This is a genomic window from Comamonas sp. A23 (assembly GCF_004522605.1).
Classification (GTDB): Bacteria; Pseudomonadota; Gammaproteobacteria; order Burkholderiales; family Burkholderiaceae_C; genus Comamonas; species Comamonas thiooxydans.
In genome coordinates, this window is record NZ_RSDT01000011.1 from 75,502 (window position 1) to 94,267 (window position 18,766).

Genomic DNA, 18,766 nt, shown 5'->3' on the forward strand with positions numbered 1-18,766 from the left:
AAAAAATCGGCAGGGCCATGTTGCCACGGCACCTGCCGCTGCGCTGGCACTGCCTGGTGGCAGTGCTGGCGACAGGGAGTGGATTACTTGACCACGGTCGCGGCGGACTTGATCAGCGCATCGGACAGCTTCACGCCTTGCTTTTCAGCGGCGCCGGGGTTCACGAACAGCTCCATCTTGGTAGAGACTTCGGGCTTGATGTCGCCGGGCTTCTCGCCCTTGAGAATGCGCACAACCATGCGGCCGGTCTGCTCGCCCAGATCGCGGTAGTTGATGCCGTAGGCGGCCACGGCGCCGCGCTTGACGGAGTCGGTGTCAGAAGCCACCAGAGGAATCTTGGCGTCCTGGCCGACCTTGACCAGCGATTCATAGGCCGACACCACGTTGTTGTCGGTGTTGGTGTAGATCACGTCCACCTTGCCTACCAGCGAGCGTGCGGCGCTGGAGACGTCCACCGAGCGGGGAGCCGCAGCCGTCACCAGAGTCCAGCCCATCTTGGGCAGCAGGGCCTGCAGTTCCTTCACGACCACGGCGGAGTTGGCTTCACCGGGGTTGTAGACCATGCCGATGCGCTTGGCATTGGGCACGACCTGCTTGACCAGATCCATCTGCTTGTCCAGGGCCAGCAGGTCGGAAACGCCGGTCACATTGTTCTTGGAGGGTTCCCAGCTGGCGACCAGCTTGGCGGCAACGGGGTCGGTCACGGCAGAGAACACGACAGGCACGCTCTTGGTCGACGCGATCACGGCCTGGGCGGAAGGCGTGGCGATGGCGACGATGGCATCGGGCTTGTCACCCACGAACTTGCGCGCGATCTGGGCAGCCGTACCGGTATTGCCCTGTGCACTCTGGTATTGCCACTTCAGGGACTTGCCTTCTTCGTAGCCGGCTGCCTTCAGGGCATCCTTGACGCCGTCGCGCACCGCATCCAGGGCGGGGTGTTCAACAATGGCGGTCACGGCCACGGACTTGGTGTCGGCGGCATAGGCACCCGACATGGCGGAAATTGCCAGGGCCAGTGCGCCCATGCGGGCCAAGGACAGCTGCTTCATGTGTATCTCCAGCGTTTGTTGTGTGTTGCAGGTGAATTAAGACGGCAGTGCGTGATGCGCGTCGCCTCGCGGCAAAGTCTACTGCACCGATCTGGCTGTCTTCGCGATTGAGATAACCTTGTTTATCCCTATACGATGATCGCGAAAAAATGGCATGAAAGCTGCGCAAAGCGCTAATTGGCAGGAGTTAGTGTGTGTAGAAGCAGTGCTATGGCGCGCAATATTGCGTTGAGCGGGGCCTGATTTCGGTTTTGTGCCGCATTTTTCCTGCGCCTGATGCGATATGGGCAGGCATATTGATGCAACTGCCTGTTTTTTGAACATTGTTCTTTCTGCGCCGGCAAGCGATCTTCAATGAGTGATTCGCGGCGATTGCGGTGGCATGTGTTTTTTCTGTGATGCTGCAAATTTGTGGGCATTTGGCGGCCTGCGTTGCTAAAAACATTCAGCCCATGAAAAAAGCCTGCCCAGCAATGGCTGGCGCAGGCTTTGTGGCACAGCATCCGGAGCAACTGCTGCCGAATGCAATCGCGGACGTGTTACATGCCTGAGTAGTTGGGGCCGCCGCCGCCTTCGGGTGTCACCCAGACGATGTTCTGTGTCGGGTCCTTGATGTCGCAGGTCTTGCAGTGCACGCAGTTCTGTGCATTGATCTGCAGGCGCTGCTTGCCGGCATTGGCTTCGTCCTCGACGAATTCATAGACGCCTGCGGGGCAGTAGCGCTGCTCGGGACCGGCGAACTTGGTCAGGTTCACGTCGACAGGAACGCTGGCGTCTTTGAGTGTCAGATGAGCTGGTTGGTTCTCTGCATGATTGGTGCTGCTGATGAACACGCTGGAGAGACGGTCGAAGGTCAGCTTGCCATCGGGCTTGGGATATTCGATGGGCGTGCAATCGGCTGCAGGCTTCAGATAGGCATGGTCGGGCTTGTTGCGATGCAGCGTCCAGGGGATGTTGCCGCGCAGAACGAACTGCTCCAGGCCGTTCATGATCGAGGCGGTGGTCAGGCCCTTCTTGAACCATGCCTTGAAGTTGCGTGCCTTCCACAGCTCCTCATACAGCCAGCTGTTCTCGAACGCATAGGTGTAGGCGGTCAGTTCGTCGCTCTGGCGACCTGCGACGATGGCGGCGTAGGCAGCTTCTGCGGCCAGCATGCCGGTCTTGATCGCGGCATGGCTGCCCTTGATGCGGCTGACGTTGAGGAAGCCGGCTTCGCAGCCCACCAGCGCGCCGCCGGGGAAGACAAAGCGGGGCAGGCTGGAGATGCCGCCGGCCGTGATGGCACGGGCACCGTAGGAGATACGCTTGCCGGGCTTGATGCCATTGGCTTCGTCGCCTTCCAGGTAGTAGCGGATATTGGGATGGGTCTTCCAGCGCTGCATCTCCTCGAATGGAGACAGATAGGGGTTGGAGTAATCCAGGCCGGTGATGAAGCCCAGTGTGACCAGATTGTCTTCCAGGTGATAGAGGAAGGCACCGCCGTAGGTGTCGCTCTTCATGGGCCAGCCTGCGGTGTGCAGCACCATGCCGGGCTTGTGACGCTGGGGGTCGATTTCCCAGAGTTCCTTGATGCCCAGACCGTAAGTCTGCGGGTCGCGGTTGGCGTCCAGGGAGTACTTGGCGATGATCTGCTTGCCGAGGTGGCCGCGCGCACCTTCGGCAAAGATGGTGTACTTGCCGTGCAACTCCATGCCCAGCTGGAAGTCGCCCGTGGGCTCGCCTTCCTTGCTGATGCCCATATTGCCGGTGGCCACGCCCTTGACGGAGCCGTCTTCGTTGTAGAGCACTTCGGCTGCGGTGAAGCCGGGGAAGATTTCCACGCCCAGGGCTTCGGCCTGCTCTGCCAGCCACTTGGTGACAAAGCCCAGGCGAACGATGTAGTTGCCTTCGTTATGGAAGCACTTGGGCAGCAGCCAGTTGGGCGTGCGCAAGGAGCTCTTCTCGCCGAGGAAGACCATGGCGTCTTCGGTCACCGGCTGGTTCAGGGGGGCACCCTTTTCCTTCCAGTCGGGGATCAGCTCGGTCAGCGCGCGAGGATCCATGATGGCGCCAGACAGCGTGTGTGCGCCGGGCTCGGAGCCTTTTTCCAGCACGACTACGGAGACATCCTGACCTTTTTCGGCCGCCAGTTGCTTGAGGCGAATGGCAGTGGCCAGGCCACCGGGGCCACCGCCCACCACCACCACGTCATATTCCATGGCCTCTCGCGGGCCGTACTGGGCCAGGATCTCTTCGTTTGTCATCGGGAAAGTCTCGCTTGATATTGGATTGGGAAAACTGGCGTGCGCGGCCTTGGCAGGTGCGTCTGCAAAAACCGCGATGCGGGCGATTCTATGCTGACAGCCCGGCACGACCGTGCAGATTTGGCGACAGCGCATCAATCGGTGTTGCGGCAAAGTCCATAGGCTAGTGATCGCCCCAGGGCGTGCCATCCCTCAAAGAAACTAGAACAAGGTGGTGATGCAGTTGCAAATCTCGTTCAATCAGGAGACATACCGGCATGAAAATCGAGCTGCCAGAGCTGAAGAAGCAGGTCTATGAAACGCGCTTTCCCGTACGCTGGGGCGATATGGACGCCATGGGGCATGTGAACAACGCCCAGTACTTTCGCTATCTGGAAACTGCGCGTATCGACTGGATGCGCGGCATGGGCCTGAATCCGGACCCCGCAGGGCAGGGGCCGGTCATCGTCAACGCCTTTTGCAATTTCTATCAGCAGCTTGCCTATCCCGACGAGGTGCTGCTCAAGATGTTTGTCAGCGATCCCGCACGCACCACCTTTGAGACCTGGGCCACCATGGAGCGTGTGGCACAGCCGGGAGTCATCTGCGCCGCTGGCGGAGGCACGGTGATCTGGGTGGATTTCCCCCGGCAGAAAGCCGCTGCGCTGCCGGACTGGATACGTGCAGCAGTAACGGCCTGATTCCCGTTCGGAATTCCGTACATTAATCCGGATACCGTCCGGAAATCCGATTGTTGTTATGCAAAAAAGTATTTTGAATATAAGCAAATCAAAGACTTGGACGTGATTTTTTGGCTGGCACGGTATGTGCTTGAAGGACGGCACGCCGCTTCACTGCGGCTGACCAAGTGAGACTGGGGCTGGACCTTGCTGACGAAACCTCGGTTCCGTCGGCGGTCCGTCTCGGTTTGTTGTCGCAGCCGGAACCCGGTGCCTGCATGGCCCGGATTCAGGCAGCGGCTCAAACAACGCATACCAAGATTCCAAGAAATGAAATCCAACCGCCTGACCATCATGGTTCTGCTGGCCATGGTTCTGGGTGTGGTTGTGGGCTATCTCGTCCACGCCAACGCCGCGACACCGGAGACAGCCAAAGACATCGCCGGCTATTTCGGCATTCTCACCGACGTATTTCTGCGCATGATCAAGATGATCATCGCGCCCCTGGTGTTTGCCACGCTGGTGGCGGGGCTGGCCAATATGGGCGATGCCGGCTCTGTGGGCCGAGTGGGTGGTCGTGCGCTGGGCTGGTTTATCGCGGCATCGTTCTGCTCGCTGTTTCTGGGTCTGGTTTTTGCCAATGTGTTGCAGCCCGGCCATGGCCTGACGGTGGAGCTTCCCACGAATGCCGAGAGCCTGGGTCTGAAGACCGGTGCGCTGAATTTCAAGGATTTCATCACCCACGTCTTCCCCAAGAACATCTTCGAGGCCATGGCCACCAATGAGGTGTTGCAGATCCTTGTGTTTGCGCTGTTCTTCGGTATCGCCCTGGGCTACCTGAACCACCAGAAAAAGCACATGATGGTCGATCTGATGGAAGAGACCTCGCATGTCATGCTGCGCGTGACCGAGTACGTGATGCGCTTTGCGCCCGTGGGCGTGTTCGGCTCTGTCGCCGGCACCATTGCCACCCACGGACTGGGCATGCTGCTGGTGTTCGGCAAATTCCTGCTGGGCTTCTATATTGCGCTGGCCGCGCTGTGGGTGCTGCTCATCGGTGCCGGCTATCTGGTGCTGGGCAAGGATGTCTTCCGTCTGCTGTCGCTGATTCGCGGCCCGGTGCTGGTGGGCTTTTTCACGGCCAGCAGCGAATCCACGCTGCCCAAGCTCATGGAGCAGCTGGAAAAATTCGGCATCAAGCCGCGTATCACAGGCTTTGTGCTGCCTCTGGGTTACTCGTTCAACCTCGATGGCTCCATGATCTACACCACCTTCCTGGCCATCTTCATCTCTCAGGCCTATGGCATCGAGATGTCGCTGACCGCGCAGCTGACCATGCTGCTGGTGCTGATGATCTCCAGCAAGGGCATTGCCGGCGTGCCTCGTGCCTCGCTGGTGGTGGTTGCCGCCGTGCTGCCCATGTTCGGTTTGCCGGAAGCGGGCATTCTGCTGATTCTGGGCATCGACCACTTCCTGGACATGGGCCGTACATTGACCAATGTGCTGGGCAATGCCATTGCCACGGCCGTGGTTGCCAAATGGGAAGGCAACGAAGAGCAGGAGTCGTGCGCAGATCCGGCTGTCGAGCCACAGCTGATGCCCGAGCCCATTCGCATCCGAGCCTGATCTTCTCCTTGCCCGGATTCCTGTCCCCTGCAGTGCCGGGCGCTGCTACCATGGTTCGCACCATGTTAGCTTTCCTGCCCCCGCGCCTGCGTGCTGCTTTGCTGATCCTGCTCTGGCTGGCTGCAAGCAGCATGGGCGGCTGGCTGGGCTATCAGGGCTTCGTCAAGATCGGTCTCGAGACCGTGGTGGCTGCTGGCAACAACCGCCTCGATCTCTATGCTGCCAGCCTGCGGCGCGAGATCGACAAATTTGCCTTTCTGCCCGATGTAGTGGCCCTGCAGCCCGAGATCCTGTCGCTGCTGCAATCGCCGGGCGACAAAAGTCTGCAGTTTCGCGCCAATCTCTATCTGGAGGAGTTGAGCCGTCGTGCGGGCACCCTCAGCGTCTACATGCTCGATCACGACGGTCATGTGCTGGCTGCCAGCAATTGGCGCCGCGCCGACAGTTTTGTGGGCGAGAACCTCGGTTTCAGGCCCTATGTCCAGCAGGCATTGCGAGAAGGGCGGGGGCGCTACTTCGGTGTGGGCACCACGCGCGGCGAGCCCGGCTATTACCTGACCACCACCTTGGGGCAGGGCGAGATGCATGGCGTGGTGGTGGTCAAGGTCGGGCTGGCGCAGCTCGAGCAATCCTGGGCCAGCGCAGAGTCTCCGGTATTGGTCAGCGATGAAAATACCGTGGTCATTCTCAGCAACATGCCGGCCTGGCGCTTTGCCACCTTGCTGCCGCTGGATGAGGCAAGGCGTGCCGAGCTGGAAGCTTCGCAGAAATACAACCGCCTGAACCTGCGGCCTCTGGGCTGGCGTGGCATGAGCAGTGTCACGGGCGTCAGGCAGGTGAGCATTCCCGATGTCAAGGACGCTGCGGCAGACCAGAGCGCAGGCCGCTTTCTGGCCCAGTCCAGACCCATGGCCGGCACGCCCTGGCAGATTACCGTGCTCTCCCCCCTGAGCGTTGCCTTGCAGTTGGCGGCCAGTCGCGCCTGGGTGACGGGGGCGTTGATTGCGTTGATGCTTTTGCTGGGAGCTTTGCTGTACCAGCGGCGCAGACATGTGCGTGAGCAACTGGCGGCTCAGCAAGCTCTGAAACAGGCCAACGAGGTGCTGGAAAACAAGGTGCAGCAGCGCACAGCCGATCTGCAGAGTGCCAATGTGGCGCTGCAGCAGGAGGTGATGGAGCGCATGCAGGCCGAGACCACGCTGCGCGCGGCGCAGGACGAGTTGGTACAGGCAGGCAAACTGGCCGTCATCGGTCAGCTCTCCACGGAAGTGGCCCATGAGCTGAATCAGCCCCTGGCGGCCTTGCGGGCGCTGGCCGGCAACAGTCAGCGCTTTCTGGAACGCGGTCAGAGCGAGATGGTGCAAAGCAATCTGCAGCGCATGGCCGAGCTGACCGAGCGCATGGGGCGTATTACCGGACAGTTGCGCAACTTTGCCCGCAAGTCCGCAGGCCAGCCCGAGCAGGTTGAACTGGCCAAGGTGGTCGATGGCGCCCTGTCCCTCATGGAGCCGCGCATTGCCCAAAGCGGCGTCATGATCGTGCGACAGCCCTCGGATCTTGAGCTGAGCGCCTGGTGCGATGCCAATCGCGTACAGCAGGTGTTGATCAATCTCTTGAGCAATGCGCTGGACGCCGTGCAGGGCGGCAATACGCGGTGCGTGGAAATTGCCTGCAACCGTTGCGGTGCCTGGGCGCAGATCACGGTGCGCGATCATGGCCCCGGACTCAGTGATCAGGCGCAAGCGCGACTGTTCGAGCCTTTCTTCACGACCAAGCCCGAGGGACTGGGCCTGGGTCTGGGCCTGCCTTTGTCGGCCGAGATCGCCCAGGCCGCAGGCGGCAGCCTGACGGGCGGCAACCATCCGGAAGGCGGGGCCATCTTCACGCTGAGCCTGCCCTTGGTGGATACTCGGCCGCTGTCCTGATTGCCTGCAGCCCATGAACCCTTCCCTCAAAGTCCTGATCGTTGAAGACGATGCCGATGTTGCCATGGCCTGCGAGCAGACCATGCGCCTCGAAGGTCTGGACTGCATCTGCGTGAGCAGTGCCGAGCAGGCGCAAAAGCACCTGTCCCCGGATTTTGCCGGCATCGTGGTCAGCGACATCCGCTTGCCGCAGATGAGCGGCCTTGGGCTGCTGGCCGCCACGCGCGTGCTGGACGCCGAACTGCCTGTGATTCTCATTACCGGGCACGGCGATATCTCCATGGCCGTGCAAGCCATGAAGGATGGCGCCGCCGATTTTCTGGAAAAGCCGTTTGCGCCCGAGCGCCTTGTGGAAGCCGTGCGCCGAGCGCTGGAGCGCCGTCGCCTGGTGCTGGAGGTGCGCAGCCTGCGCCAGCAGCTACAAAGTCGGGATGTGTTGCAGCACCAGTTGCTGGGGCGCTCGCTTCCCATGCAGCAGCTGCGCAGCACATTGCAAAGCCTTGCGGCCAGCGAGGCTGATGTGCTGATCTGGGGGGAAACCGGCACCGGCAAGGAAAGAGTCGCGCGCAGCCTGCATGAATCCAGCCGGCGCAAGAGCGGCAATTTTGTCGCCGTCAACTGCGGCGGCCTGCCGGAGACGCTGTTTGACAGCGAAATGTTCGGCAGCGAGGCCGGGGCCTTTACCGGCGCGGGCAAAAAGCGCATCGGCAAGATCGAACATGCCAGCGGCGGTACCTTGTTTCTCGACGAGATCGAAAGCATGCCCTTGCCCATGCAGGCCAAGCTGCTGCGCGTGCTGCAGGAAAGAGTGCTGGAGCGCCTGGGCTCGAATACGCTCATTCCCGTCGACTGCCGTGTGATTGCCGCAACCAAGGTCGATTTGCTGGAACTCAGCCGTCAGGGCCTGTTTCGCTCCGATCTTTACTACCGTCTCAATGTGGTCACCGTGAACCTGCCCCCGCTGCGCGAGCGCCGCGAGGATGTTGCGCTGCTGTTCGAGCATTTCGCGTTGCAGGCTGCCGCCCGCCACCAGCGCCCCGTGGCAGAGCTGACGCCGCCGCGCCTGCAGGCGCTGCTTGCCCACGACTGGCCAGGCAATGTGCGCGAGCTGCGCAACACGGCCGAGCGCATCACGCTGGGGCTGGATGCAGGCCTGTCCCCGTCCGGTAAGGCGCCCGAGGCAGCGGCTTCGTTGGCGGCAACCATGGAGTCCATAGAGCGTTCCCTGATTTCCGAAGCCTTGCGCAACAACGAAGGCAGCCTGACACGCACGGCCCAGGCGCTGCACACCCCCAAGACAACGCTGCACGACAAGATTCGTAAGTACGGGCTGTGACCGGGCTGTGACCGGGCTGTGACCGGGCTGTGACCGGGCTGTGACCGGGCTGTGACCGAGCCATGAGCGCGGCAGAGCAGGCTCGCCGTTGCCAGGCTTGCGCTCCGGAGCGAAACCCGCGTCCCGCTACACTGAGGCATGCGTGAATTCAAGGTCATGGTCGTCGGTGCTTATGGCTTCTTTGGCAGCCGGCTGGTTGCCAGGCTGGCCAGGCAAAGCGGTTTGCGCATCGTGTTAGCAGGGCGCTCGGCCTCTGCGGCGCAGGCGCTGGTTGAAAGTCTGGCCCCGGGCGCTTACTCAAGCCTGAGCCACGCAGTTCTGGACGTGATGGCGCAGGGTCTGGAGGACAGGCTCAAGATGCTGGAGGTGGATGCGCTCATTCACACTTCGGGTCCGTTTCAGGGGCAGGACTACCGCGTGGCGCTAGCCTGCGCCCGTGCCGGCGTCCACTATGTGGATCTGGCCGATGGGCGTGACTTTGTCTGCGGCATCGATGTGCTCGATCCGCAGGCCAAAGCTGCGGGCGTGCTGTTGCTCAGCGGTGCCAGCTCGGTGCCTGCGCTGTCCTCGGCGGTCGTGGATGAGCTGGCTTCGGCCATGGCTCGCGTCAGCCGTATCGACATAGGCATCAGCCCAGGCAATCGTACGGATAGAGGCCTGTCCACCGTCGCTGCCATCCTCAGCTATTGTGGCAAGCCGCTGCCTGGCTCCGGGCAGCAAGCCGTGATTGGCTGGCTGCGCAGCTATGGGTATGACTATCCGGCCCCTGTTGGGCGGCGGCTGCTGTCGGCCTGCGATGTGCCGGATCTCGCACTGCTACCGCTTCGCTATGAAGGCAGTCCGTCCATCAGCTTCGGTGCCGGGCTTGAGCTGTCGTTCTTGCAGCGCGGGATGAATGCCATGGCCTGGCTGGCTCACAGAGGGCTGGTGCAGGACTGGTCTGCACATGCGCGCAGGCTCAAGCGCATGGCGGATTGGTTCAGGAACTGGGGCAGCGATGCAGGGGCCATGCATGTCACAGTCAGTGGCCTGGATGCAAAGGCGCAAGCCTGCCAGCGCTGCTGGGTGCTTATGGCGGGCTCGGGCGACGGGCCTTATGTTCCCACGCTGGCCGCCAGTGCACTGGTACGCAAGCTGGCTGCGGGCGTACCGCTGGAGCCCGGCGCCAGGTCTTGCATGGGGCTGCTGACGCTGCAGGACTTTGCAGCCGAAGCGCAGGGACTGGATATTCAGATGCGGGAGCTTGCCTGATGATGCAGAGTGCTTCTTTGTTTCAGCAGGCCATGGGCGATGAGTTCTGCAAGCTCGATGTCGCCCTGCAGCGCTTTCACGGCCTGCAGGGTGAGCATGAGCTTCAGGGCAGGGTGCAGACCGGCGCCCCCCGGACTCTGGCGGCCAAGCTGCTGGCGCTGGCGCTGGGCACGCCACGCGCGGCCAGCGAGGGGACGATTCATTTCGAACTGCAGGCCAGTCCCGAGGTGGAAACCTGGATTCGCATCTTCCCCTCTCAGCTCATGCGCTCAACCATGCAGTTGCACAATGGTCGCCTGATCGAGCGCCTTGGCCTGGCGCGATTGTGCTTTGCCTTGCAGGCGGTGGATGGACGGCTTCTCATGCGACTGCAGCGTCTGTATTTTCTGGGCTTCCCATGCCCGGGCTGGCTGGCTCCGCGCATCGTGGCCGAAGAAACCGGAGCCGGAAAGCATATGCAATTTCATGTCGAAGCGGCCGTCCCCCTGATTGGCGTGGTGGCCAGTTATCGTGGCTATCTATTGCTGCCCGAGGAAAAAGCATGATTGTGGTCTTTGATGCGCAATGTCTGTTGTGCAACGGCTGGGTGCAGTTCTTGCTCAAGCACGACAAGCAGGGCATTTTTCTGTTCGCTGCCATACAGGGCGAGGTCGGCGGCAAGCTGTTGGCCGATGCAGGCTTGCGCATGGAAGGTCTGCAGACCCTGCTGCTGGTGGACGGCCAGAGCTCCTGGCAGCACACGGAGGCCATCCTGCGCGTGCTGCACGCACTGGGCTGGCCGTGGCGACTGACGGCAGTGATCAGGTTGATACCCGCTGCATTGCGCGATGCGCTCTACCGCATGATTGCCAGAAACCGCTATCACTGGTTTGGCAAAAGCGAGCAGTGCATGATGCCGGACCCTGCTGTGGCAGCCCGCTTTCTGGACTGAATTTCGGATGAAAACCGGTATCGCTCAGCGAATATGGAGATCAATGCGATTGATGGATACGCAATCAGGCATGCTCTGGCGGCATGGGCGGAATATTCAATAGGGCTTGGTACTTTTGCTGCAGCTCGCCAAAGCGTTGCAGCGTCGGCAGCACAGCCTGCATATTCAATGCATCGTGCAGTAGCGGCAACTGCTGCATGCCGAGCTTGTTCAACGACTGGCTTGCCTCGTGAAAGCAGGCTTCGCCTTTTTCATCTTCGTAATACAACTGCTCCAGTTCGCGCCAGCCCACGTAGTAGCCGTAGTCAAAGAACTCCTGAAAGTTCTCGGCAATCACCCAGCTCAATTCGTTCACGCAGGGCAGTGTCATGACGATGGGGCTGACGTTACCGGGCAGGCGCTCATCGACCAGATAGCTGTAATGAACGCTGTCGCAGCCCGTGGTCGCAAACGTCATCACATTGCGCGGCGTGCACCAACCGATGTAGCTGGGTACGGGGGGTATCTCCAGCCACAGGCCGCAGTCCCCAAAAACGGCGTCGGGCGACAGGCCGAACTGCGGGCCTATGGCCGCGGCTGCGTCATACAAAGTCTGCAGCGGTGCGGGAATCTGAAAGGACCGAATTGCATTGCGCATTGCAGCATATTAGCAACGCCGGTTAGGCGGCCCGGCGCTTACTCATTAGAATAGACCGCTTATCAGTCCTTCTTGATGCTGCTGCTCGAAGGTGCGTTGCATCTCCCAGATTCGGAGATGTGCTGTTGCGTACCTGTTTTTCTCAGCATCATGTCGCACTCTTCCGGGAAGCTTTCCCGACTGCAAAAAGCTCTGTCACGTCAGGGCATCCAGGTCTCCTACCGAGACAATATCTATCAAATCCATAACGAGCAGGCAGCAGCCACCATTTTGCTGCCCGACAGCCTGCCGCTGGAGCACAAAGCCGTCAGTCAATTGCTGGACTTCGCCTCGGTTGCCGACCCGCAAGGCCATGGCGCGGTCTGCAAAGCCTGTGCCACGCCGGACTTTCACCCCGGCAGCATTGCTCCTGTGGGGGCGGTGGTGGCCACGTCGCCAGACTTCGTGATTCCTGCTGCCATCGGCACGGACATCAACTGCGGCATACGCCTGCTGAGCACGGGCCTGACGCAGGCGCAGGCCGAGCTGCACAAAAGCACCATCGTGCAGCGGTTGACCCGCGTCATCTTGCAGAACGGGCGCGATGTACCCGTGCGCAGCGCAGGCTTCAAGGCACTGTTTGATGAGGGCCCCCAGGCCTTTATTGAACAGTTGCCTGACGTGGGTCTATGGCAGGGCGTGAACCGCGACCGGCTGCAGGCCGAACTGGCCGAGTGCGTGGGCCTGCAAGGCTTTGCGGGCCGGAGTCGCTACGCGCCTGAAGCCCTGTTGCAGGCGCGCGAGCTGCTGCGCCCGCCATCTGCTGCCGATCTGGGAAGCGGCAACCACTTTCTGGAGTTCTGCGTGGTCGAGGAAGTCTACGATCGTCATGCCGCCTATGCCGCGGGGCTCAAGAAGGGCGATGTCACGGTGATGATCCACACCGGCTCGCGCGATGTCGGTTTTTATGTCGGTCGCCGCTGGATGGAGCTGGCCAGGCAGCAATGGCCGCAAGGCATCAAACACCCTCAGCATGGTCTGTATGGCCTGAGCGGCGTGCTGGCGCAGGACTATCTGCAAGCCATGGGCGTGGCTGCGCGCTATGCGTGGTTCAACCGCATGGCGCTGGCGGAGCTGGTGCGCAAAGAGCTGGCAGGCATTGCCGCGCCCGATGCATCGCGCCTGATTGTGGATGTGCCCCACAACGTGGTGATGACCGAGGGCGAGTTCAATGTGCACCGCAAGGGCTCCACTCCCGCGCATGACGGCCAGTGGGCGCTGATTCCGGGCTCGATGGGTGATTACTCCTTTCTCGTCAAAGGTCTGGGCCATGAAGACTGGCTGCGGTCCTGCAGCCACGGAGCGGGCCGTCAGGTGCGCAGGCAGGACACGCGGCGCATGAAGCAGCCGCTGGTCGAATCCGTCTGGCAATGCATCACCTTGCGTGAAGAGCGACTGATCGAAGAAGCTCCCAGCGCCTACAAACCCGTAGGGCCGGTGCTGCAGGCGCAGGAAGAGGCGGGGCTGATCCGTGCGAGTGTGCGGTTGAAGCCTTGGCTGACTTTCAAGGCTTGAGGTTGAAGTTGCTGCCAGCGCCTGAGGGCCAAGTGCTGGCAGCAAGACTGTTTGACTATTCGCGAGTTCGAGGAAGGTGGAGCGAAATTGATGGGGGGAGACAATCAGATCAATGCATCGAGCCCGTCACGCCATTGCAACGGCTGTCTCGATTTGCTGCAATCTCACATCTTGCGGGCTGCATGGGTCGGGCTTGCATCGCATGCACAGGTCTGATCGCACCCTGTAATGCCCTGTGCGCCGGCTTATAGTGCAGGCTGCAGTGCCGGTAATGAAATCGTTCACGAACCAGAGCCAGCGACCGTGTGAGATGCCGCAGTCACCTTTCGATCAATACTCGCTGCTGCAGGTCGCTCATACCTGTTGCCACATGAGCCAACCATGAACATGACCGCCAGCTTTACTCTCATTCCCGCCGACTTCGTTCGCCTGCAGAAAATGGTTGCGCGGCGCTGGCATCAGAAGGCAGGGATGCTTTCCTGGCCGTTCCTCTTGCGGGTTGTGGTGTGGCTCTGCATTGGCCTCGCTGGCGCAGCCTACGCGCGACTGATGCGTGAGTTCCCCGAGATCTCCCGCCCGCTGGGAGTGGTTGCCTGCCTTTTGGTCGTCGCTTTGATCGCCGTCGTGACGATGCCATACCTGTCACAGGCATCCATGCGCAAGCTCATGCTCCTGCCGGATGGAGCGTTTCTGTCGCCACAAACGGTCACGCTCTCGTCGGACGCCATCAGGGTAGCCTCGGTTCGAGGTGACACGATACTGCCGTGGTCAGGAGTGCTGGCGCTTGCCGAAGATGACGTGAACTACTATCTGTTCATCGACGCTATGCAGGCTCTGGTACTGCCCAGGGCAGCCATTGCCCCCATGGCTGCAGAGTTCGAGCAGTTCACGCGCCGTCTCAGGTCCTCTGCGATTTAAGTCTTTGTTCTTGCAGATGCTTGCGCAGTCATGACGGCAACCCGAGGCACAGGGGCCGGGCTTGCATGCGTCCAATGCCATCTTGCCCTTGTAATGGCCTGCTGCTAATTTCCTGGTGTCTGCTTCTGCTCTTGAAGCGTCAGGGCTTCGCGTCGCTGGATTTCATCCACCAGTGCCTTGAACTGGCGTTTCAACAACTGGCGCAGCACTGGCTTCCCGACCAGCGGCGGGATGGCGAAAGCCGGGACCAGGCGAGCGCTGTAAGCCAAGCGTACCCGGCCGTCGGCTTGGGTTTCCAGGGTATAGCTGCCGTCCATTTGCTTGAGATTGCCGCCTATTGCATGCGCGGCAATGCGCTGCTGTGGCCATTCGGTCACAGCCAGTCTGACCTCGATTGCCTGGCGAAAAAACAGAAACCCCAGACTGCCTTTTTGCTCCAGCAGCACCTGGTTGCCATCGCGTTGCAGCACGCGCGAACTTTGCATATCCGGCACAAAGTCGGCCAGATGCTCGTAGTCGGAAATCACGCTCCAGGCCGTAGCCAGCCTGACTTGCATGACGGCCGAGGCGTTCACCGTCATGGCCTCATTGTGCTCGGCAGTCTCTATGCGCAGCTCTTGTGCCGAAACCTGCAAACCGCCGCAGAACAGGGTCAGAACTGCGCCGCAGGCAGCGACAAGCCCTGTTCTCATGACAGGGATTCCTGCTTCAAAGGTGGAGCGGCGCGTACTTCGAAGTTCAACTCGAGCCTGTCGCGGACCTGGATTGCACCGCCCAGGATGGACAAAGGCGTGATGCCAAAACTCGATTGATCGATACTCAGCGAGCCGCTGATATGGAATTCGCTCGGCGTCCTCCTGATTCGGGCCGGTACGCTCAGGCTGCGTGTGACTCCGTGAAGAGTGAGTTCCAGGGCCAGCAATACATCGCCGTCCGCTTCGGGGGATGCATGTGCCTGGATCAGTGCAAATGGATGGAGCGAGGTTTGCAGCAGCTTGTTCAGCATATTGGCACGGGTCGCTTCAATATCGGCTGCGCTGGGCTGGGTGTCCAGAGCCGCCTTGGCGCGCAGAGCGGGTTCGTCGACCGATAGCTTGTCCAGCGCCACATAGAGATCGGCCCGGCCAAGCCGGGGGGCCACATAGCCTTGCAGCTCATGGCTGGCAATCACATGGTCGTGCCCCAGTCTGGCCAGAGCGCCAGCGCGTCGAACGGTGATCGAGACCAGGGAATGCGATGAATCGATCTGAAGCACCGACTGGCCCCGTGCAGCAGCATCGGCATAGAAGGCCGCAGGAAAGTCCGCAGGCCTTGCCGTCGGGCCGGGAGGCTGGGCTGGCTCGATGCCTGGTTGCGAGCAGCCTGTGATCAGAGCCAGCAGGACTGCAATCAGCTGTCTGCGCAATGTCATGGCAACTCGCGCAGCTGGATGCGAAATTTCACTGTCACGGCGTCTCCCACGGCATTGCTGCTCTTCCACTCTCCTGTGCCGATATCAAATATCGAGCGATGGGTAACGAATTCGCCTTCCATGCGGCGCTCCTCGGGCTTCCAGCTGAACGGCAGCACAAGCGGCTGCCTGCGGCCTTTCAGCAGCAGGGTGCCGCGTGCCCGATGACCGGCTGCGCCGGGGGCGTCAAGAATCTCCCTGGCATCAAAGACTGCCTCGGGATAACGCACAAAGTCAAACCAGTCCTTGCCGGCAATGGCCTGGTTGATGTCCGGGTTGGCCATGTCGGCGCTGCTGATGCGAATGCTGACATTGAGCCTGTTGCTGTCTGGCTTTTGCGGGTCGAAGTCAAAGCGAACCCGGAAGTCTTTGAACACGCCGGTGACCGGCGTTTGCTCGAAAGTGGCGGTGAATTCCAGTCGGTTATCACCACCGGGCTTGAGCTCCCACGAGGTGGCATGAGCTGCAGTGGCGCAGAGCGTGGCGAGCAGGGCGGCGAGGCAGCAAACGGTATTGCGCATCTGGATGACCTCCGGCAAACAGCGTTTTGCCGGGTTGGCCGCTGCTCTGTGAGGGATGATGCGTCATTCCCGTGGAAGCTGCATCGATTGCAGCCCACGAGTTACTGCTTGTTGCTTCAGGCTTTTTTCTCGCGCGGCACCCGGCCCATCAGATAGAACTCGGGATTGGGCTGCATGCCCGCGAAGCTGGCCATCCGGTTGGACAGTCCGAAGAAGGCGGTAATGGCCGCAATGTCCCAGATATCCTCGTCGTCAAAACCGTGAGGGTACAAGGTTTCGTAGTCGGCATCGTCGATTTCGGCGCTGTGCAGACAGACCTTCATGGCAAAGTCCAGCATGGCCCGCTCGCGCGGGCTGATGTCGGCCTTGCGGTAATTGACCGCCACCTGGTCGGCAATCAGCGGCTTTTTCTCATAGATGCGCAAGATTGCGCCATGAGCCACCACGCAATACAGGCACTGATTGGCAGCGCTGGTGGCGGTGACGATCATTTCGCGCTCGCCCTTGCTGAGACTGCCGTCCTCCTTGAGCATCAGCGCATCGTGGTAGGCAAAGAAGGCGCGCCACTCGGCTGGCCGGCGAGCAAAGGCCAGAAAAACATTGGGAATAAAGCCCGACTTTTGCTGTACCTCGGCGATGCGCTGCCTGATGTCTTCAGGCAGGCTGTTCAGATCGGGAAAGGGGTAGCGGCTTTTCATGGTGCCTGTCTCCTTTGGAGTTTTGCTGATATGTACCAACCATGACAAGCATGGCACGGGTGGGCGCTCCAAAGCTGTCGTTTGCGTTGCAGATGCTGCTATTGCGGCATTGGGCCTGTCAGGCTTTTCCTGTCAGATGCTGGCATCCATCAGATTCGACGTGGCCGGTGTGCCGGTGGCGATCAGCAGCAGGCCCAGGACAAGCAGCACGCAGCCCAGACTGCGATCTACCCAGGGACGTATGGCTTGAACCTTGGGCTGGAGCACCGGGGCCGAGAAGAAACAGGCTACCAGCGCAAACCACAGCACGTGGGCCATGGCGACGAAAAGGCCGTAGGCCAACTGGGTGGGCATGGGCACGGCAGGGCCGACGATTTGCATGAACAGGCTGAGGATGAAGAGCGCTGTCTTGGGATTGAGTGCATTGGTCAGAAAGCCCAGGACAAAAAGCGAGCGGCCTGGCGCATGGCCTTTGCGTGCATTGCGCTGGCCGGGTTCGGCGCTGGACCGGGAATCTGGCAGATCGTCATTTGTACGGCTGGTGCCACGCCAGAGACAAATTCCGAGCCATACCAGATAGGCTGCACCCGCATATTTGAGCAGATTGAAAAGCCAGGGCAGTCCTTGCAGGACCATACCCAGTCCCAGCAGGGTGTAGGCCACATGGATCAGAACGCCACAGCCGATGCCCAGCGCCACCCAGAGACCCGCACGGCGCGATTCCATCAGGCTGGTGCGGGTGACCATGGCGAAATCGGCGCCGGGGCTGATGACGGCGAGAGAGGTAACGAGAATCACGGTGGGCCAGGCGTTCATACTGTGTATTGCTTGAGTTTAAATATCTGTTTGTGAGATGGCTCTGTTGCACGAGAATGGCAAGCAGTGCTCTACAGCTGTGAACTCTAGGGCGGTCAAAGTTTTTTGAATAACGATGATTTCTCAAGAAAATAGTGATTCAAACTCACATATTTCTGCTGGCGGTCCACCACGAATGCCTTCGCTGGTCGCTTTACGCTGTTTTGAAGCGGCAGCGCGGCTGGAGAGCTTCAGCCGCGCTGCCGATGAGCTGCACCTGACCCATGGAGCCATCAGCCGCGCGGTGCGCTCGGTGGAGGAAGATTTGGGGGCGCAGCTGTTTGAGCGCCGCAATCGCCGTGTCTTTCTCAATGCTGCGGGGAGGCTGTTGTTCGACGGGGTGCATGCCGGACTGGGCCAGATGGCGCGTGCTGCCGAGGCGGTGCGGCAGCAGGTGGCAGGCAGGCCGCTGCTGCTGTCCTGCGAGCCCACGTTGCTGATGCGCTGGCTGATTCCGCGCTGGGGCGACTTCCAGGCGCGCTACCCGCAGCACACCGTGCATCTGGTTGCGGGCGGTGGCAGCGTGGAATGGGGGCGCGGCATCGATCTGGCCATTCGGCGCAACGACTTTGACTGGGGGCCCAATGTCCAAATGCAGCCCTTGTGCGCAGAGCACATGGGGCCGGTCTGCCATCCGGACAGTCTGGTGCAGTTCTTTGCGTTGCAGTCCGATGGCGGCCTTGCGCTTCGTGGCGATGCAACGCTCTTGCATAGCAAGACGCGTCCCAAGGCCTGGGAGGATTGGTGGAAAACCCAGCCAGATCAGCCTCCCACCCAGATCCGGCAGGCGCAAGCAGGCGGTGATCTGGTGCTTGAGCATTTCTACCTGAGCTTGCAGGCCGCAGCTGCGGGCCTGGGTGTAGCCATGGGCCCGCAACTGCTGGTGGAGGACGATATCGCCGCCGGCCGGCTGGTGGCGCCGCTGGGCTTTGTACCCGATGGCTCGCAATACTGTCTGCTGGCCGTACAGAGTTGGGAGGCGGGCTCGGTGCAGCAGCTTCTGGTCGACTGGATTCAGCAGCAGATGAAGAGCTGAACGCAGGCCGACGGGGGCATAGGATTTCGGGCCCGGGCATGCCCGCTTCTTGCCTGACAATGCGGTCTGTTGAA

At 60.9% G+C, this 18,766-nt stretch carries 19 protein-coding genes; 11 read left to right on the forward strand and 8 right to left on the reverse strand.

Translation table 11 applies throughout. The features are described 5' to 3' along the window. Nucleotides 1–83: 83 nt before the first annotated feature. Complete coding sequence (locus tag EIC84_RS20915; RefSeq protein ID WP_003064908.1) at nt 84–1,052, reverse strand: ABC transporter substrate-binding protein; 969 nt, start codon at nt 1,050–1,052, stop codon at nt 84–86. A 395-nt stretch (nt 1,053–1,447) separates the two neighbouring features. On the opposite strand from EIC84_RS20915, the gene EIC84_RS26040 reads away from it, so the two are divergent. Beyond that, nucleotides 1,448–1,603, forward strand: coding sequence for a hypothetical protein (locus EIC84_RS26040; protein ID WP_160162810.1), 156 nt, complete (start codon nt 1,448–1,450; stop codon nt 1,601–1,603). Here EIC84_RS26040 and EIC84_RS20920 read toward each other — a convergent pair. Then, nucleotides 1,592–3,295, reverse strand: coding sequence for an electron transfer flavoprotein-ubiquinone oxidoreductase (locus tag EIC84_RS20920; RefSeq protein ID WP_003064910.1), 1,704 nt, complete (start codon nt 3,293–3,295; stop codon nt 1,592–1,594). The genes EIC84_RS26040 and EIC84_RS20920 overlap by 12 nt on opposite strands. Nucleotides 3,296–3,552: 257 nt before the next feature. Here EIC84_RS20920 and EIC84_RS20925 point away from each other — a divergent pair, with 257 nt between their 5' ends. From EIC84_RS20925 to EIC84_RS20955, 7 genes are all read left to right on the forward strand, one after another. After that, a complete protein-coding gene (locus EIC84_RS20925; RefSeq protein ID WP_003064912.1) occupies nt 3,553–3,975 on the forward strand; it encodes a thioesterase family protein in 423 nt (140 codons plus the stop codon). A 309-nt stretch (nt 3,976–4,284) separates the two neighbouring features. After that, nucleotides 4,285–5,580: a dicarboxylate/amino acid:cation symporter gene (locus EIC84_RS20930; RefSeq protein WP_003064914.1), complete on the forward strand. Its 1,296-nt coding sequence runs from the start codon at nt 4,285–4,287 to the stop codon at nt 5,578–5,580. Nucleotides 5,581–5,642: 62 nt separating this feature from the next. Then, nucleotides 5,643–7,505: an ATP-binding protein gene (locus EIC84_RS20935; RefSeq protein ID WP_237704439.1), complete on the forward strand. Its 1,863-nt coding sequence runs from the start codon at nt 5,643–5,645 to the stop codon at nt 7,503–7,505. A 13-nt stretch (nt 7,506–7,518) separates the two neighbouring features. Next, on the forward strand, nt 7,519–8,841 hold the full coding sequence (locus EIC84_RS20940; protein WP_003064917.1) for a sigma-54 dependent transcriptional regulator: 1,323 nt from the start codon (nt 7,519–7,521) through the stop codon (nt 8,839–8,841). 138 nt (nt 8,842–8,979) lie between these two features. Then, nucleotides 8,980–10,092 carry a saccharopine dehydrogenase family protein gene (locus tag EIC84_RS20945; RefSeq protein WP_003064918.1) on the forward strand — a complete coding sequence of 371 codons (1,113 nt, stop codon included), beginning with the start codon at nt 8,980–8,982 and terminating at the stop codon, nt 10,090–10,092. After that, a complete protein-coding gene (locus EIC84_RS20950) occupies nt 10,092–10,637 on the forward strand; it encodes a DUF4166 domain-containing protein (protein WP_003064921.1) in 546 nt (181 codons plus the stop codon). The genes EIC84_RS20945 and EIC84_RS20950 overlap by 1 nt, the downstream gene beginning before the upstream one ends. Further along, nucleotides 10,634–11,023: a thiol-disulfide oxidoreductase DCC family protein gene (locus EIC84_RS20955; protein ID WP_003064924.1), complete on the forward strand. Its 390-nt coding sequence runs from the start codon at nt 10,634–10,636 to the stop codon at nt 11,021–11,023. Before EIC84_RS20950 ends, EIC84_RS20955 begins: the two co-directional genes overlap by 4 nt. A 64-nt stretch (nt 11,024–11,087) precedes the next feature. On the opposite strand, the gene EIC84_RS20960 is transcribed toward EIC84_RS20955, so the two are convergent. Next, on the reverse strand, nt 11,088–11,660 hold the full coding sequence (locus EIC84_RS20960) for a hypothetical protein (protein ID WP_003064925.1): 573 nt from the start codon (nt 11,658–11,660) through the stop codon (nt 11,088–11,090). Between the two features lie 75 nt (nt 11,661–11,735). Between EIC84_RS20960 and EIC84_RS20965 the strand changes: the two genes are divergently transcribed. Continuing rightward, nucleotides 11,736–13,214, forward strand: a complete 1,479-nt coding sequence (locus EIC84_RS20965; protein ID WP_003064932.1) for an RtcB family protein — start codon at nt 11,736–11,738, stop codon at nt 13,212–13,214. Between the two features lie 381 nt (nt 13,215–13,595). Further along, the gene (locus EIC84_RS20970) at nt 13,596–14,132 is read left to right on the forward strand and encodes a YcxB family protein (RefSeq protein WP_003064934.1); all 537 of its coding nucleotides are present in this window, start codon (nt 13,596–13,598) and stop codon (nt 14,130–14,132) included. Nucleotides 14,133–14,236: 104 nt separating this feature from the next. On the opposite strand, the gene EIC84_RS20975 is transcribed toward EIC84_RS20970, so the two are convergent. From EIC84_RS20975 to EIC84_RS20995, 5 genes are all read right to left on the reverse strand, one after another. Beyond that, on the reverse strand, nt 14,237–14,824 hold the full coding sequence (locus tag EIC84_RS20975) for an SRPBCC family protein (protein WP_003064936.1): 588 nt from the start codon (nt 14,822–14,824) through the stop codon (nt 14,237–14,239). Further along, nucleotides 14,821–15,543 carry a YceI family protein gene (locus EIC84_RS20980; RefSeq protein WP_003064938.1) on the reverse strand — a complete coding sequence of 241 codons (723 nt, stop codon included), beginning with the start codon at nt 15,541–15,543 and terminating at the stop codon, nt 14,821–14,823. The genes EIC84_RS20975 and EIC84_RS20980 overlap by 4 nt, the downstream gene beginning before the upstream one ends. Beyond that, nucleotides 15,540–16,103 carry a YceI family protein gene (locus EIC84_RS20985; RefSeq protein WP_034361977.1) on the reverse strand — a complete coding sequence of 188 codons (564 nt, stop codon included), beginning with the start codon at nt 16,101–16,103 and terminating at the stop codon, nt 15,540–15,542. The genes EIC84_RS20980 and EIC84_RS20985 overlap by 4 nt, the downstream gene beginning before the upstream one ends. 116 nt (nt 16,104–16,219) lie before the next feature. Further along, the gene (locus EIC84_RS20990) at nt 16,220–16,801 is read right to left on the reverse strand and encodes a peroxidase-related enzyme (RefSeq protein ID WP_003064942.1); all 582 of its coding nucleotides are present in this window, start codon (nt 16,799–16,801) and stop codon (nt 16,220–16,222) included. A 132-nt stretch (nt 16,802–16,933) separates the two neighbouring features. After that, on the reverse strand, nt 16,934–17,617 hold the full coding sequence (locus EIC84_RS20995) for a LysE family translocator (protein ID WP_003064943.1): 684 nt from the start codon (nt 17,615–17,617) through the stop codon (nt 16,934–16,936). Nucleotides 17,618–17,792: 175 nt separating this feature from the next. Between EIC84_RS20995 and EIC84_RS21000 the strand changes: the two genes are divergently transcribed. Then, nucleotides 17,793–18,692: a LysR substrate-binding domain-containing protein gene (locus EIC84_RS21000; protein WP_003064944.1), complete on the forward strand. Its 900-nt coding sequence runs from the start codon at nt 17,793–17,795 to the stop codon at nt 18,690–18,692. Nucleotides 18,693–18,766 lie beyond the last annotated feature (74 nt).

Bases quoted from the DNA above. Each gene is read 5' to 3' on its own strand.
- EIC84_RS20915 (WP_003064908.1), bottom strand. From the start codon at position 1,052: ATGAAGCAGCTGTCCTTGGCCCGCATGGGCGCACTGGCCCTGGCAATT.
- EIC84_RS20920 (WP_003064910.1), bottom strand. From the start codon at position 3,295: ATGACAAACGAAGAGATCCTGGCCCAGTACGGCCCGCGAGAGGCCATG.
- EIC84_RS20925 (WP_003064912.1), top strand. From the start codon at position 3,553: ATGAAAATCGAGCTGCCAGAGCTGAAGAAGCAGGTCTATGAAACGCGC.
- EIC84_RS20930 (WP_003064914.1), top strand. From the start codon at position 4,285: ATGAAATCCAACCGCCTGACCATCATGGTTCTGCTGGCCATGGTTCTG.
- EIC84_RS20935 (WP_237704439.1), top strand. From the start codon at position 5,643: ATGTTAGCTTTCCTGCCCCCGCGCCTGCGTGCTGCTTTGCTGATCCTG.
- EIC84_RS20940 (WP_003064917.1), top strand. From the start codon at position 7,519: ATGAACCCTTCCCTCAAAGTCCTGATCGTTGAAGACGATGCCGATGTT.
- EIC84_RS20945 (WP_003064918.1), top strand. From the start codon at position 8,980: ATGCGTGAATTCAAGGTCATGGTCGTCGGTGCTTATGGCTTCTTTGGC.
- EIC84_RS20950 (WP_003064921.1), top strand. From the start codon at position 10,092: ATGATGCAGAGTGCTTCTTTGTTTCAGCAGGCCATGGGCGATGAGTTC.
- EIC84_RS20955 (WP_003064924.1), top strand. From the start codon at position 10,634: ATGATTGTGGTCTTTGATGCGCAATGTCTGTTGTGCAACGGCTGGGTG.
- EIC84_RS20960 (WP_003064925.1), bottom strand. From the start codon at position 11,660: ATGCGCAATGCAATTCGGTCCTTTCAGATTCCCGCACCGCTGCAGACT.
- EIC84_RS20965 (WP_003064932.1), top strand. From the start codon at position 11,736: ATGCTGCTGCTCGAAGGTGCGTTGCATCTCCCAGATTCGGAGATGTGC.
- EIC84_RS20970 (WP_003064934.1), top strand. From the start codon at position 13,596: ATGAACATGACCGCCAGCTTTACTCTCATTCCCGCCGACTTCGTTCGC.
- EIC84_RS20975 (WP_003064936.1), bottom strand. From the start codon at position 14,824: ATGAGAACAGGGCTTGTCGCTGCCTGCGGCGCAGTTCTGACCCTGTTC.
- EIC84_RS20980 (WP_003064938.1), bottom strand. From the start codon at position 15,543: ATGACATTGCGCAGACAGCTGATTGCAGTCCTGCTGGCTCTGATCACA.
- EIC84_RS20985 (WP_034361977.1), bottom strand. From the start codon at position 16,103: ATGCGCAATACCGTTTGCTGCCTCGCCGCCCTGCTCGCCACGCTCTGC.
- EIC84_RS20990 (WP_003064942.1), bottom strand. From the start codon at position 16,801: ATGAAAAGCCGCTACCCCTTTCCCGATCTGAACAGCCTGCCTGAAGAC.
- EIC84_RS20995 (WP_003064943.1), bottom strand. From the start codon at position 17,617: ATGAACGCCTGGCCCACCGTGATTCTCGTTACCTCTCTCGCCGTCATC.
- EIC84_RS21000 (WP_003064944.1), top strand. From the start codon at position 17,793: ATGCCTTCGCTGGTCGCTTTACGCTGTTTTGAAGCGGCAGCGCGGCTG.